This window comes from Bacillus sp. FSL K6-0073 (assembly GCF_038006085.1).
GTDB lineage: Bacteria > Bacillota > Bacilli > Bacillales > Bacillaceae_G > Bacillus_A > Bacillus_A cereus.
In genome coordinates, this window is the sequence record NZ_JBBOUN010000001.1 from 4,095,572 (window position 1) to 4,109,375 (window position 13,804).

A 13,804-nucleotide genomic window follows, 5' to 3' on the forward strand; every position below is an offset into this window, starting at 1 on the left:
ACGTGAGTACTACACCATCTATTGTATATAATAGGCGATGTTCGGTCAACCACATCGCCTATTATAATTATAAACATTTTGCGTCAAATTCCTACTGAATGTCAATAATAGCGGTTTCGCCCTTCTTAACATTTCCATCTTTTTTCAATTCGACTTGTTGCCCTTGTTGTAAGTTTGTAAAGACAATTGGTGTAATGATAGATGGTGCATTTTCTTTTACAAATGCAAGATCTACTTTTAATAATGGTTGGCCTTGTTTCACCTTGTCGCCTTGTGCTACAAGCGCTTCAAAACCTTCACCATTTAATTTTACAGTATCAATACCGAAGTGGATTAAAATTTCTTTTCCGCCTTCAGATTGAATGCCAATCGCATGTTTTGTAGGGAATACATTGACAATCTCACCGTTCACTGGAGAAACTACTGTTCCTTCAGTTGGTTCAATTGCAAATCCGTCTCCCATCATTTTTCCTGAGAATACTTGGTCAGGTACTTCTGTAATTGGTAAGATTTTTCCTTCGATTGGTGATACAATTGTTTCATTTTCATCAACTTTTTGAGGAGTTTCTTCCACTTTTACAGGTTCTTCTTTTTCAACATGAGGTGTACGACCTGACATAATATCATGAATTTGTGATTTTAATGTGTCAGATTTCGGCCCGAAAATAGCTTGAATGTTATTTCCAACTTCAAGTACACCAGCTGCTCCAAGTTCTTTTAAGCGGTCTTTGTTTACATTCTTTTGTTCGTTAACTTGAACACGTAAACGAGTAATACAAGCATCTAAAGAAGCAATGTTTTCTTTACCACCAAGTGCTACTAATACTTCACGAGGAAGTTCGCCTGCTTCTGCTTTTCCTGCGCCGTCATTTGCATTTGCCACTTCACGACCAGGTGTTTTTAGATTCCATTTGCGAATTGCAAAGCGGAATCCGAAGTAGTAAATAACTGCTAGTACAAGACCAACAATAATTACCCACCACCATGCTGTACGGCCTGGTAATACACCGAATAATAGGAAGTCAATTAAACCACCAGAGAATGTCATACCAATTTTAACACCTAAAATTTGCATTGTCATAAATGATAGACCAGCAAATACAGCGTGAATTCCGAATAATACTGGCGCTACGAATAAGAATGAAAATTCAAGTGGCTCTGTAATACCTGTTAAGAAAGATGTTAATGCTGCAGAACCTAAAATACCTGCTGCTAATTTTTTATTTTCTGGACGTGCTTCATGGTACATTGCTAAAGCTGCTGCTGGAAGACCAAACATCATGAACGGATACTTACCAGTTGTAAATGTACCTGCTGTTAATTCTACACCGTCTTTTAACTGTGCCATAAAGATTTTTTGGTCACCACGGATTAATTCGCCAGCTGCATTTGTATACTGACCGAATTCGAACCAGAACGGTGAATAGAAAATGTGATGTAATCCAAATGGAATTAATGAACGTTCAATTAAACCGAATATAAATGCTGCGATTGTTCTATTTGCATCAATCATTTGATGTGAGAACGTGTTTAAGCCACCTTGAATGTATGGCCAAATGAAGCACATGATAATACCTACTATTAAAGAAAATGTTGCAGTTGCGATCGGTACGAAGCGCTTACCTGCAAAGAAACCTAAGTATGATGGTAATTCAATGTTGAAGTATTTATTATAGCAATATGCCGCTACTATACCGACGATAATACCACCAAATACTCCTGTTTGTAGCGTTGGAATACCTAATACGTTTGCATACGCTGGATCTGCAAATCCAATTTTTACTGGGTCTGCTCCAGAACTTGTTACTTTCACTAGCTTATCTACTTCTAAGAACACACTCATCGTTTTGTTCATAATTAAGTAGCCGACGAATGCTGCTAAACCAGCTACTCCGTCTCCACCAGCTAAACCAATTGCTACCCCAACTGCGAATAATAATGCAAGGTTAGCGAAAATAATATCACCAGATTGTTCCATAATTTTTGCAACCATTACGAACCAATCTGCTTTTAAAGCAGGAATAACATTTGTTAACTGTGGATTTTGAAATGCATTACCAAATCCAAGTAAAATACCTGCCGCCGGTAAAATCGCTACTGGAAGCATTAACGCTTTTCCGACTTTTTGAAGAACACCAAAGATCTTCTTAAACATGGAAACCCTTCCTCTCTTATCTATATTGATACCTTCCGACAAACGCCAAAAAGACATGAGGAAAAAAAGATAGAACGATAGCTATACAAAGGGTAGTATATCCCTTTCTCTAGCTTACATTCCTTACTTTTCTCCACTCATGCCTGATCGAATCAGTAACACGTGTCAAAAATAGGTTTACGTATAAGTTCACTATAATTAAGGCAAACGTTTTCGTTACTCACCTTAATGTGTTTGTCGAAATTTGTATAACTTTGCAATAGTTATTATACATAACTATTGTAAGCGATTCAATCATTTTTTTTAACGTTTTCATTTTAGACAAAAATATATGACTTTTTACACATGCTCTGCCTTCACTAAGCGTTGCAAGTGCATCGTTAAATAAATACTTTCAGCTTCATATACAGGTAGTTGCAACTCTTTTTGCATGACCTTAACTAGCTTCCAAGCCAAGTTATAGCAAACTGGATACTCCGCCTTTAATAAATCAGCAAAACTTTGCGATTCTTCTACTTTTTCTCCTTTTTTCACCCTCTCAATAGCATATTGAAGATGACGAATAAGGCGTAAATAATGAATGCTCTCTTGGTCTAATGTAATTTGTAAGTTTGTCTCAATTAAAGATACAAGTTGTGCAATGAGACGGGAGTTTTGATTAACTGAAGATAAATCAGAATTTGTAAGCGAACTGTAAATGTGAAGTGCAATAAAACCAATTTCTCCTTCTGGCAATGTAATTTGCAAACGAGAATTTAAAAGTTGTACAACACCTTCCGCAATTTCATATTCCTCTGGATAGAGCATTTTTGTTTCAACTAAAAAAGGGTTATCAATTGTAAGTCCTTGTTTTAACCTTTTAATCGCAAATGAAATATGATCCGTTAACGCAATATGAATATGTTCATTTAGTGGAGATTTCGCTTTTCCTTGAATGTACAGCATAATATCGTTCATCAATTCAATCAATTTTTCACTAATATGCGGCACTAATAATTTATATTGTTCACGATCACGTTCATTTTTTAAGACAAACATTTTTTCGATTTGTTCTTGCTCCAATACATCTTTCGCTTTTTTCCCAAATCCAATTCCTTTTCCAATCACTACTACTTCCTCGTGTTCAGGATGGCTAGCAATGATGACATTATTATTTAAAACTTTTTTAATTTCTAGATAATTATTCATATAACACCACCCTCGTACTTAAATAGCCTACTTTCATGTTACAGAATATTCTTCTTTGTCGTCAATGTAAAACATCTGCCATTTAATAAAAATTCATTTTTTAGACATGTTTATATATGATGCGTATAATGTAAGAGCAACTGTACATAGAAAGGAGATAACAGCATGATTAAAATGTTTGTAAGTGATATCGATGGTACAATGATGCAACACGGAGGTCTTATTGATAAACAAGATGTTGCGGCACTACGCAGCCTTGCCGAACAAAATGTTATTCTTTGCTTCGCTTCCGGAAGACTTGATAATGAAATTGCAGACTTAATGAAAGCTGTAAATACAAATTTTCATCGCATTAGTGTAAATGGTGTTTTTGTATATACACATGAAAATAAACAACTATTATCTGCAACTTTTGATTCCAGCATACTTCCCGATTTGTTAGCTATGACGAATGAAGATCCTTATTTCCGTTATGTAAGTGATGAGCATAATTATTACATTGAAGAGAAAACACCTTTTATTCAAGAACTTGAACAACAAGTAACTATGACTTCTGTTGAAGAACCAAACTTACTACAGAAGATTGATGATACAATTTTCCCAAATAAAATTTCTGTCGGTGGAACAAAGGAGAACTTACAACTCCTTCAGAAAAAAATTGATGAAAAATTCCACGGGAAAGTTAGTACTTTCATCTCAGCAGAACAATGTTTAGATGTAATGCCACCGAATGTTAGTAAAGGCTCTGCCATTTCTGTTTTATTAAATGAGTTTCAAATAAAACCTGAGGAAATTGCTTGTATAGGGGATTCTTACAATGATATTCCTATGTTTTCTTTAACTCCTCACAGTTTTGCTATGTCACAAGCAGATGATGCAGTAAAAAATCACGCTCACTATGTAGTAAATCACGTCAAAGATGCTGTTAACCACGTAATTGCTCATAATAAAAATACGACTCATTCCTTATAAGGATGAGTCGTATTTTTATTTCTTTACATGTTAACCATTTTCAATTCCACTGTACTTCACAAACTGAAATATACTATTTGTTACGTGCGATATTCGTAATAAATTTATAACGATCTCCACGATAAATACATTTCACGTACTCTAGCGGTACCTCACCTTCTGAATATGACCATTGACGCATTACAAGTACAGGCGCCTTTTTAGGAATATGCAGATGTTCAGCTTCATTTTCCGTCGCAACGGAAGCTTCAATTGACTGAGTAGCGCTAACAAGTTTAAAGCCCAGTTTTTTCTCTAAATGTTCATATAAAGATTGTTGCAATATCTCTTCGTTAATATCTTTTACAAGAGCTGGCGACAAATATGTCGTCTCAAAAGCAATCGGTTCATCATCAGCTAAGCGAATACGCCTCACTTCATAAACCGATTCCCCCTCCTGTATTCTCAACCGGTCTGCTATTTTCGCAGTAGCTGGAACTAGGCGGAAACTAAGTAATTGACTACTTGGGTTCATCCCACGAGAAATCATGTCTTCTGTGAATCCCGTCATTCCTTGCAATTTTTGTTCCACTTTCGGAAGTTGGACAAATGTTCCAATTCCACGCTTCCGATATAAATAGCCTTGTTCCACTAAATTATTAATCGCCTGTCTGATTGTCATTCGACTCACTTCGAACTTATCACAAAGTTCATTCTCAGATGGGATTTTATCTCCCGGCTTCCATTCGCCGTCCTCAATTAGCTGTTTCACCCACTCTTGAATCTGATAATAGATCGGAAATGGTGAATACTTGTCGATGTTCATCAGCAATCGCCTCACTGCATAAAGATAGAGCTTCTTGATCAGCGATTACGGTTACATTCGGATGACGTTGTAAAACTGTAGCCGGACACTCTTCACTATATTCACCTTGCAATAATTCTTTAACAGCTTCTGCCTTTTTAGAACCCATAGCAACTAGTAGAACTTGTTTCGCTTTCATAATGCTTCCAATTCCCATTGTAATCGCATGAGTTGGCACATCTTCTTCTTTTTCGAAGAAGCGAAGGTTTGCTTGGCGTGTAGATTCTGTTAATTCAACAATGTTTGTTGGAGAATTAAACGGTGTTCCTGGCTCATTAAATCCGATGTGACCGTTTTCACCGATTCCAAGAATCTGTAGGTCAACTGGGTTAGCAGCTAGAATGCTCTCGTAACGTTTGCACTCTTCCTCTAAATCACTTGCCATCCCGTTTGGTACATAAGTTTGTTTAAATGGAAGATGATCAAACAACTGTTCTTGCATGAAATAGTGATAGCTGTTTTTATCTTCATGTGGTAAATTTACGTACTCATCTAAGTTTACAGTGGTTACACGGCTTGTATCAAGTTTATTTTTTCGCATTTCTGCATAAATACCTAATGGAGAGCTTCCTGTAGCCATTCCTAATGTTGGATTTTCTTTTGTTTTTACAACTTCTTCAATTAATTTATAACCTGCTTCTGCTAGTTCTTCTGGAGTTTTTACAACAAGAATATTCATTTAATTACTTCCCTTCCTTCATATGAATTCCTAAACGAACCGTATCATATACATGTAAATCTTCATTCATCACAACAAAGTCTGCATCTTTTCCTACCGCTAATGCACCTTTATTATTTAATCCAAACTCTTCTGCTTGGTTAACTGATGTCATCAGTACTGCATCTTCGATTGAACAACCTGTAAATTCAATTACATTTCGGAAAGCTTGATCCATTTTTAAAATACTACCAGCTAACGTTCCATCTTCTAATCGAGCACTACCATCTTTTACATGTACTGGCTGTCCGCCAAGCTCATATAATCCATCTTCAAGACCCTTTGCACGCATTGCGTCAGTGATAACACTTACTTTTTTTGGTCCTTTTAACTTATATGCTAATTTCACCATATCAGGGTGAATATGAATGCCATCTGTAATTACTTCAACCATTACATCTGGATTTAATAACACATGACCAACAACTCCTGGTTCACGGTGATGTAATCCACGCATTTGATTGTATAAATGTGTCGCATGTGTAATCTTTCTATTTTTTAGTTGCGCATCAATTGCATCTGTATGCCCCATTGTGCCAACTACACCAGTTTCAGCAAGATATTGTTCAAACTCTAACGCTCCCTCTTCTTCTGGTGCATATGTTACTAATTTAATTAAATTCCCACTTGCTTCTTGCCATTGTTTAAATTGCTCAATATTTGCAGGAACGATATGTTCAAGTGGTTGTGCACCTGCACGTTTCTTTGAAACATAAGGTCCTTCTAAGTGAATATATTCGAAATGCGCTCCTTTTTCTTTTGCTTCTTTTGCAGCAGTTAACGCTGCTTCAATTGCCTCTGGAGCTTGTGTCATTGTTGTTGGGAAGTAAGTTGTAACCCCTTCTTTTAACATTTCTTTACCTAGAGTTACTAACCCATCGCTATTTGCATCCATCGCATCAATATCGTATCCACCATGAATATGAACATCGATCATACCTGGAATTACAATCTTCCCTGTAGCATCAAAAACAGTTTCATTTTCTTGTGGTACATATTGAGCCATCAAACCAATTTCTTTAATGGTTTCTGCGTAACGAATAAATCCGTTTTCCACTATTTCTTGACCTGTGTAAATTTTGGCATTGATGACAATTTGCGTTTTCATTTTCATCGATCCTTTCCCATGAATTACCTACTTGTTATTATTACCTTATTCGCCTAGTTCCATCTTAATATACGCACGAGTAGTTGTCTATACATTCTAATGAAATTTCCTTTTTATTCAACAGAAAAGGAAATTTCTTACGTCTCTTATAATTATAATATATATTATTCATTTTTCCAAAAAGGGACAGTATCGCCCCCTAATCTAGAAATCACTTCAATAATGGCATTAACCCGCTAGATTCTAACATAATATGTTCACCATCTGTTTCCATTTCTACTGTACGTTTATTCGTTCTATATACCATTATACCGTGCCTTTTTAAGCGTTTCACTACACTTTGGTGAGGATGTCCATACGGATTACTACTCCCGTACGACAAAATAGCAAACTGCGGTTCCACTTTTTTTATAAACGTTTCACTTGTTGAAGTATATGAGCCGTGATGCCCCACTTTTAACACATCTGCATGGACATCAAATTGTTTTAATATTTCATGTTCTGTCCGTACATCCGCGTCACCCATTAATAAAAAATCCGCTTTTCCATATCGCACCTTTAAAACAATTGAGGATTCATTATTTTCATCTTTTGATTTCCCGTTGTTTAATACTTGTATAGAAACATGTGGATCCAGCGGTATATATTGTCCTTCCTTTACTGAAACGAAAGGTATCCCTCTTTTTTTAATATTATTCCGATACGTATGATAAGTAAGAGAACTATATGTTTTTCCGCTATCTAATATAAGCGATACCGGCATTTGCTCTACAATTGGAATTAACCCCCCTATGTGATCCATATCGGGATGCGTACTGACAATTACATCTAAATGATTAATCCCTTTCTCAATTAATTTCTGAATAATAACCTCTCCTGCTTCATAAGGTCCTCCATCAATTAACATTGTTTGTCCATTTGGCATTATAATAAGTGTTGCGTCACCTTGCCCCACTTTTAAAAAGCTCACTTTCATTTTACTAAGATGTTGCCGATGCATATGTAAAGGAGACGTAGTATGAATGGACATCATATACCTTTTAGCTGATGCGCTATTTAAAGAAAAACATAATAAAACAGAAACTAATAATAAAATAATCCGCATACCTCTCATAACTCGTCTCCTTTTTTCATTTAGTATGGCACTGTAAATAATTGATATACAAAAAAAGCTTAGCAAAATGCTAAGCTTTTATTTCGATATCTCTTGTAAGGAACCGAAGAATAAATCTGCTTCATTCATTTGTTCATTCTCTTCAGAAAGCAGTGGTAAATCATCTAATGTTTTCAATCCAAATGTGTCCAAAAATTCTTTTGTTGTTCCGTATAAAATAGGACGCCCTGGTCCTTCTGCTCTTCCCATTTCTTTTATAAGTAAATGTGAAACCAACGTTTGTAACGCCTTATCGGTTTTAACTCCTCTAATCTCTTCCATTTCAGTCCTTGTGATTGGTTGGCGATATGCAACAATCGCTAAAGTTTCGAGGGCAGCTTGTGAGAGTGAAGCAGCTGTTGGTGTATCTATTAATTTTTGATAATATGAAGCATGTTCTTTCTTTGTAGCAAAACGATATACTTTTGCATACTGTACAATTTGCAAACCACGGTTTGCACCTTCACATTCTTGTTGCATTTCTTCTAAAATATTTATTACTTCATTCATTTCAATTTCAAGAACTTTCGCTATTTGTTCTGGATAAATCCCTTCATCACCAGAAACAAATAAAAGGCCTTCAATAATTGACTTTTGTTCTTTCCTATCCATTTCACGAGCTCCTTCCTTCTATTTTCTCATAAAAATACACATCAAAAAAACCGAATCACAATTAATGCGTTCGGTTCAATATTTTTTCTCTTGTTCCAAACGATACATAAAAACATAGCATGAGATAAAATGTTTCTATCCCATTTTCACATACTTGCTCTATGCAGATTTATTAGAGCTTGATACGAAAATTTCATCAAAATTATGTTCTTGCTCAATTATGATTTGTTGATTTTTCATAAGTTCCAGAACTGCTAAAAATGTTACAACCATTATTTCACGTTCATCATCAACAAACAAATCATAAAAACTTTGGCGACCACCCTTTATTTTTAACTGCTTTAAAATATCAGTCATTCGCTGTTCAATTGGTATTTCTTGACGAGTAATACGTGTTGTTACAGTTTTTTTTGCCTTTTTACGGCGCATTAATTTTTGAAATGCTGCTAGCATATCATATAACGTAACATCAAGAGGTAAGCTTGTCTCCTCTTCTTGTTGCAACGATGTAAAGTCAATTGGTGGACGTGTATATAGCTGTGCTCTTTCTTGTTCTCTTTCTTTTAACTCAGTAGCAACTTGCTTATATTTCTTATATTCAATTAACCTCTCCATCAATTCTTGACGAGGATCATCTATAAAATCATCACCGTTATCAAGTACATCTTCTTCATGTTTCGGCAACAACATCTTACTTTTAATTTGTAATAACGTTGCAGCCATTACTAAATACTCACTTGCAACATCTAATTGAAGTTCTTTCATCGTATGCACATAAGATAAATATTGCTCTGTAATATCTGCTACAGGAATATTATATATATCAATTTCATAACGATGTATTAAATGTAACAATAGATCTAACGGCCCTTCAAAAGCCTCTACTTTAAAATTATATTGCACAAAGCATCCCACCACATTTTTTCTATAACAACATAAGTATAGAGCATACTCATGTTCTATCCAACCTTTTTAAGAAATTTAATTAAAAATAGACCGATGCCTATGTCATCATGCCCACCACTTCATATGATAACAGTGTAGTAAGAACAATGTAGGAGGTCAAAAAACTATGGGTCACGTTGATTGTGGTTTTAGCGGTGGGTTCGCATTACTTGTTGTACTGTTTATTTTGCTAATTATTGTAGGAGCAGCTTGCTTCTGCTAATATGAACAATAACGGCTAGGGGGAAACCTCCTAGTCGTTTATTGTTCATATTTCTATGATACACTTATATGTATAACCGTTAGATAGGAGCGAGAAAACATGTATCCTACCGAATACATACAATTTTTAATTCATTTCCATGGAGATTATGACTATTTTGAATGCCACGAAATACTAGAAGAGTATTGGAAAACAAAACCAAGAGGTAATCGTGATCATTACTTAGTTGGTCTCATTCAAATTGCAGTTTCTTTATACCACCAAAGACGTGCTAATTGGAATGGTTCCACAAAAATGATGAAAAGCGCAATCACAATTTTAGAAAAAAGCGGTGTGCCTTTACAACGTTTAGGAATTAATCAAGTACAACTTCTTTCCTTGCTCAATGACAGATTGCAATCTATCCATAAAAAAGAACGTTTTGTACCTTTATTTTTACCCTTATCAGATCCATCGTTAGAGAAGCAGTGCATAGAGTTATGTCAAAAACAAAACCTCTCTTGGAAAGACTTGAATGCTATCCCAGGTGAATATATTATAAACAAGCACACTTTGCGTGATCGCACAGAGGTCATTACTGAACGAAACGAACAATTACAAAAAAGAAAGCAGAGATAATAAACTACTTATCTCTGCTTTCACGAATGTATATTTTGTTCTAGCCCTTTACATTTTTCGCAAAAACTTGCCGTTTGCTCATTTCCGCAAATTGTAAACTCAAGAAATTTACTCTTTAACTCTTGAACCATCTTCGTCCCAATCCCCACATGACGGTGAGACGGGTTCACACTCAAATGCTGAATTTCTAATACTTGATTCTCTTTTTTTACAATCCCCATTATTCCAACAAAATCTTCATTTTCTTTCCACAAATACAATTGCCAATCATCTTTTGCTTCATATTCTTTCATTGTCAATTGTAATGTTTTCACATCTTTTTCAGTTGGCATAAACGAAAGAAGCCCCATTGCAATTTTTTCATAACTTTTTTTAAAACGAATTAACATAACCCTTATCCCTTCTTACAAAAGTTACAAACTAATAATCCCCTCAATCACTCTTTTCATATCACATTCATTTTACAATATTTTCAACAGAGTGAGAAGAGTCTAAAACAACTTGATAATCATACAAAGCGAAAAGAAGAAAGTCAAATCTATGTTTCAGCACTATTCCTTTAATAAATAGAGTTAAAAAAAGAAAATTTTATATGGAATGGAAAGAAACATATCATTCAACAGCACTTCATTCATAGTTACCCTAAAGCAACACAATTCTAGCAAAATTAATATAACAAAAAATATTTATTGAAACATATAATGTAATGTATTCTATGTAATTGGTTAAAGGTTTGTTCTCACAAGCAATATATTTTAGCAACAATACTACTTGTATGATGAGCTGTAGAAGAAGTACTCAATCTCATTAAAAATAAAAAAGAGAGCAAAAGCTCTCTTTTTCCTTACCTTATTCTTCCCAAACTTTAACTTCTTTCATTACATCGCCTTGACGCATTTTTAATACTGTTTCAATACCGCTTGTTGCTTTACCAAATACAGTATGAACACCATCTAAATGCGGCTGTGGCTCATGAACGATAAAGAATTGGCTACCGCCTGTGTTACGGCCAGCGTGAGCCATAGAAAGTGATCCTACAAGGTGTCTATGAGGGTTTCCATCAGTTTCACATGGAATAGAGTAACCTGGGCCACCTGCACCTGTACCTGTTGGGTCTCCACCTTGGCTTACGAAGCCAGGAATAACACGGTGGAATGTCACACCGTCATAAAATCCTTGCTCTGCTAATTTTTTAAAGTTTTCTACTGTTTTCGGTGCTTCTTCTGGGAAAAATTCCAAGTCGATTTTTTCACCGTTTTCCATTAATATGTATCCTAAAGTTTTCATACGTATATGTCTCCTTTCAATTATCTCAGCACTATATTACCACATTCATGACTAGAAACAAAAAGAATCCGACAATCTAGATACTTCTTTTTTGAAATGTGGAAAAAGCTAGGTGACAAATAAGAAATATATACTATAATAACTTTGTTGCCCGAAAATTTTAGAAAGAGAAAGGGAGCGATTTTTCGTGAAAACGAAATTATTAGCTCTGCTATTAGCTGTAACGGTATTTATGATGCCAACAGCTTCATTTGCAGACATCATCGAGGGAGAATCAATTGTTACATTAGGAGAGAACTTATCCGAACAACAAAAACAAGATCTGTTAAAAGAAATGAAAGCACCAAAAGATGCTACAATTATCACTGTATCTAATGCGGAAGAACATAAATTTCTAGAAGGCATTGTTCCAAAAGCACAAATTGGTACGAGAGCAATTTCTTCTTCTATGATTACATACACAAAACCAGGATCTGGTCTTATTGTACGATCAAAGAACATTAACTGGGTAACAGATGCAATGTACACTAACGCTTTGATTACAGCAGGTGTAAAAGATGCAGAAATTCAAATTACTGCACCTTTTAAAGTTTCAGGAACTGCAGCTTTAACTGGATTAATGAAAGCATACGAAACTGCGTCCAATAAACAAATTCCTGAAGAAGTTAAAAAAGTAGCGAATGAAGAAATGGTACAAACAGCCCAGCTTGGTGATAAAATTGGTGAAGAAAAAGCAGTTCAACTTGTTGCAAAAATTAAAGAAGAAATTGCAAAAGAACAGCCAAAAACAACAGAAGATTTACGTTCATTAATTAAAAAAATTGCTGATCAACTCGGCATTACATTAACAGATGAACAGTTAGATAACTTAGTATCGTTATTTGATAAAATGAAGAATCTTAATATCGATTGGAATCAAGTTGGTAGTCAATTAAACAAAGCAAAAGAACATGTTTCTGCCTTTTTAGGATCTGAAGAAGGGCAAAGTTTTCTAGATAAAGTGAAAGATTTCTTCTCAAGTATCATTGATTTTGTTAAATCTTTATTCAAGTAAAAAAGAAGCCCGCCAATGACGGGCTTCTTTTTTATACAAGTAACGGTAATTTCATAACAGCCTCTTCAACCGAACGCACTATATGATTTGCTTTCTCCTTTACATACGGATGGGCATGATGAAGAGTAAATGAATGCGGGGTTACTTCAAACATAGAAATATCATTGAAAGAATCTCCAATACAAGCAACTTCATTTGCTTCAATTTGCAAATGATCCATTAGTCGCTTTAGAGCACTCCCCTTACTCACGCCTCTTGGCATAATATCAACATAGCGTTTACCTGATATAAAAACTTCCGCTTCGCCTTGAAACGTATCTCGTAGCTCTTGATCTAACGTCACAATTTTCTCTTCTTCTCCAAAAACAAACAATTTTGCAGGGTGTACAGTCTTACCAAACTCTTCTTCTAACGCTTCAATTTCAGCGATATGCACGCCCATATACGCTTCAAAATTATGGTGATGTTCATTCTTCCTTTTTGTATATCGCTGCTCATTTGCACAAACAATATCCGCTAGTCCTTTTTTATGTATATATCGATATATTTCCTGGGCAACCACATTTTCAAAACTCGATTCATGAAATAAATTTCCATCCGGAAGTAACATTGTCGCTCCATTTAAGCCAGTTGTGTAATATGGGAATGCAAACCTTTTTACAACTTCATCAATTCTGTGTGTAAAGCGGCCAGAGGCAAAACAAATATTTGTCCCTTTCTCAGCTAACCAACACAGCGCACGTTCATCTTCTTTTTGCATATGATTCACATCGTAAACGAGCGTGTCATCTAAATCACTTACAAATAATTTAATCATGTCCTCTTCCCCTTCCATACACAATATCTACTCTAAGTGTACACAAAAAATGTTTGATTTTTGTTAAAAAATAATAAATTTTTGCTAAAAAAAATAAACGGGTGTATAAT

The 13,804-nt window shown here is 35.1% G+C and carries 15 protein-coding genes; 4 read left to right on the forward strand and 11 right to left on the reverse strand.

All coding sequences use genetic code 11. The features are described from left to right. Positions 1 to 91: 91 nt before the first annotated feature. Together ptsG and glcT are read right to left on the reverse strand one after the other, a co-directional pair. Complete coding sequence (ptsG, locus tag MHB52_RS21040; RefSeq protein WP_000473174.1) at positions 92 to 2,155, reverse strand: PTS glucose transporter subunit IIABC; 2,064 nt, start codon at positions 2,153 to 2,155, stop codon at positions 92 to 94. Positions 2,156 to 2,494: 339 nt separating this feature from the next. Continuing rightward, positions 2,495 to 3,343, reverse strand: a complete 849-nt coding sequence (gene glcT, locus MHB52_RS21045) for a glucose PTS transporter transcription antiterminator GlcT (protein ID WP_061663479.1) — start codon at positions 3,341 to 3,343, stop codon at positions 2,495 to 2,497. Positions 3,344 to 3,508: 165 nt separating this feature from the next. Here glcT and MHB52_RS21050 point away from each other — a divergent pair, with 165 nt between their 5' ends. Continuing rightward, a complete protein-coding gene (locus MHB52_RS21050) occupies positions 3,509 to 4,315 on the forward strand; it encodes a Cof-type HAD-IIB family hydrolase (protein WP_061663478.1) in 807 nt (268 codons plus the stop codon). A gap of 73 nt (positions 4,316 to 4,388) precedes the next feature. Here the strand turns inward: MHB52_RS21050 and phnF are convergent, their stop codons facing one another. The 6 genes from phnF to scpA form a co-directional block, all read right to left on the reverse strand. Further along, positions 4,389 to 5,120, reverse strand: coding sequence for a phosphonate metabolism transcriptional regulator PhnF (gene phnF, locus MHB52_RS21055; RefSeq protein ID WP_021727649.1), 732 nt, complete (start codon positions 5,118 to 5,120; stop codon positions 4,389 to 4,391). Next, the gene (gene nagB, locus MHB52_RS21060; RefSeq protein WP_001024210.1) at positions 5,050 to 5,838 is read right to left on the reverse strand and encodes a glucosamine-6-phosphate deaminase; all 789 of its coding nucleotides are present in this window, start codon (positions 5,836 to 5,838) and stop codon (positions 5,050 to 5,052) included. The genes phnF and nagB overlap by 71 nt, the downstream gene beginning before the upstream one ends. A gap of 4 nt (positions 5,839 to 5,842) precedes the next feature. After that, positions 5,843 to 6,985, reverse strand: coding sequence for an N-acetylglucosamine-6-phosphate deacetylase (gene nagA / locus MHB52_RS21065; RefSeq protein WP_001987227.1), 1,143 nt, complete (start codon positions 6,983 to 6,985; stop codon positions 5,843 to 5,845). 211 nt (positions 6,986 to 7,196) lie between these two features. Beyond that, the gene (locus MHB52_RS21070) at positions 7,197 to 8,099 is read right to left on the reverse strand and encodes a ComEC/Rec2 family competence protein (RefSeq protein ID WP_001214829.1); all 903 of its coding nucleotides are present in this window, start codon (positions 8,097 to 8,099) and stop codon (positions 7,197 to 7,199) included. Positions 8,100 to 8,177: 78 nt separating this feature from the next. After that, positions 8,178 to 8,750, reverse strand: coding sequence for a segregation/condensation protein ScpB (gene scpB, locus MHB52_RS21075; protein ID WP_000375170.1), 573 nt, complete (start codon positions 8,748 to 8,750; stop codon positions 8,178 to 8,180). Between the two features lie 159 nt (positions 8,751 to 8,909). Then, complete coding sequence (gene scpA / locus MHB52_RS21080) at positions 8,910 to 9,653, reverse strand: segregation/condensation protein A (protein WP_061663477.1); 744 nt, start codon at positions 9,651 to 9,653, stop codon at positions 8,910 to 8,912. Positions 9,654 to 9,822: 169 nt separating this feature from the next. Between scpA and MHB52_RS21085 the strand changes: the two genes are divergently transcribed. Further along, positions 9,823 to 9,918: a YjcZ family sporulation protein gene (locus MHB52_RS21085; RefSeq protein ID WP_000510194.1), complete on the forward strand. Its 96-nt coding sequence runs from the start codon at positions 9,823 to 9,825 to the stop codon at positions 9,916 to 9,918. Between the two features lie 99 nt (positions 9,919 to 10,017). Next, complete coding sequence (locus MHB52_RS21090; RefSeq protein ID WP_000283589.1) at positions 10,018 to 10,536, forward strand: DUF309 domain-containing protein; 519 nt, start codon at positions 10,018 to 10,020, stop codon at positions 10,534 to 10,536. 20 nt (positions 10,537 to 10,556) lie between these two features. Here MHB52_RS21090 and ribT read toward each other — a convergent pair whose 3' ends face one another. Both ribT and MHB52_RS21100 read right to left on the reverse strand, forming a co-directional pair. After that, complete coding sequence (ribT, locus tag MHB52_RS21095) at positions 10,557 to 10,925, reverse strand: GNAT family N-acetyltransferase RibT (RefSeq protein ID WP_000908401.1); 369 nt, start codon at positions 10,923 to 10,925, stop codon at positions 10,557 to 10,559. Between the two features lie 460 nt (positions 10,926 to 11,385). Then, positions 11,386 to 11,823, reverse strand: coding sequence for a peptidylprolyl isomerase (locus MHB52_RS21100; RefSeq protein WP_000853782.1), 438 nt, complete (start codon positions 11,821 to 11,823; stop codon positions 11,386 to 11,388). A 187-nt stretch (positions 11,824 to 12,010) separates the two neighbouring features. Here MHB52_RS21100 and MHB52_RS21105 point away from each other — a divergent pair, with 187 nt between their 5' ends. Next, positions 12,011 to 12,877 carry a DUF1002 domain-containing protein gene (locus MHB52_RS21105; RefSeq protein ID WP_000850515.1) on the forward strand — a complete coding sequence of 289 codons (867 nt, stop codon included), beginning with the start codon at positions 12,011 to 12,013 and terminating at the stop codon, positions 12,875 to 12,877. A 31-nt stretch (positions 12,878 to 12,908) separates the two neighbouring features. Here MHB52_RS21105 and MHB52_RS21110 read toward each other — a convergent pair whose 3' ends face one another. Then, positions 12,909 to 13,712 carry a Cof-type HAD-IIB family hydrolase gene (locus tag MHB52_RS21110; protein WP_002000777.1) on the reverse strand — a complete coding sequence of 268 codons (804 nt, stop codon included), beginning with the start codon at positions 13,710 to 13,712 and terminating at the stop codon, positions 12,909 to 12,911. Positions 13,713 to 13,804: the final 92 nt, after the last annotated feature.

What these genes read in the sequence shown, in the direction of transcription:
- ribT (WP_000908401.1), bottom strand. Translation starts at nt 10,925, where the DNA reads ATGTTAATTCGTTTTAAAAAAAGTTATGAAAAAATTGCAATGGGGCTT.
- nagB (WP_001024210.1), bottom strand. Translation starts at nt 5,838, where the DNA reads ATGAATATTCTTGTTGTAAAAACTCCAGAAGAACTAGCAGAAGCAGGT.
- scpB (WP_000375170.1), bottom strand. Translation starts at nt 8,750, where the DNA reads ATGGATAGGAAAGAACAAAAGTCAATTATTGAAGGCCTTTTATTTGTT.
- MHB52_RS21100 (WP_000853782.1), bottom strand. Translation starts at nt 11,823, where the DNA reads ATGAAAACTTTAGGATACATATTAATGGAAAACGGTGAAAAAATCGAC.
- MHB52_RS21070 (WP_001214829.1), bottom strand. Translation starts at nt 8,099, where the DNA reads ATGAGAGGTATGCGGATTATTTTATTATTAGTTTCTGTTTTATTATGT.
- glcT (WP_061663479.1), bottom strand. Translation starts at nt 3,343, where the DNA reads ATGAATAATTATCTAGAAATTAAAAAAGTTTTAAATAATAATGTCATC.
- nagA (WP_001987227.1), bottom strand. Translation starts at nt 6,985, where the DNA reads ATGAAAACGCAAATTGTCATCAATGCCAAAATTTACACAGGTCAAGAA.
- MHB52_RS21085 (WP_000510194.1), top strand. Translation starts at nt 9,823, where the DNA reads ATGGGTCACGTTGATTGTGGTTTTAGCGGTGGGTTCGCATTACTTGTT.
- phnF (WP_021727649.1), bottom strand. Translation starts at nt 5,120, where the DNA reads ATGAACATCGACAAGTATTCACCATTTCCGATCTATTATCAGATTCAA.
- MHB52_RS21090 (WP_000283589.1), top strand. Translation starts at nt 10,018, where the DNA reads ATGTATCCTACCGAATACATACAATTTTTAATTCATTTCCATGGAGAT.
- ptsG (WP_000473174.1), bottom strand. Translation starts at nt 2,155, where the DNA reads ATGTTTAAGAAGATCTTTGGTGTTCTTCAAAAAGTCGGAAAAGCGTTA.
- MHB52_RS21050 (WP_061663478.1), top strand. Translation starts at nt 3,509, where the DNA reads ATGATTAAAATGTTTGTAAGTGATATCGATGGTACAATGATGCAACAC.
- MHB52_RS21110 (WP_002000777.1), bottom strand. Translation starts at nt 13,712, where the DNA reads ATGGAAGGGGAAGAGGACATGATTAAATTATTTGTAAGTGATTTAGAT.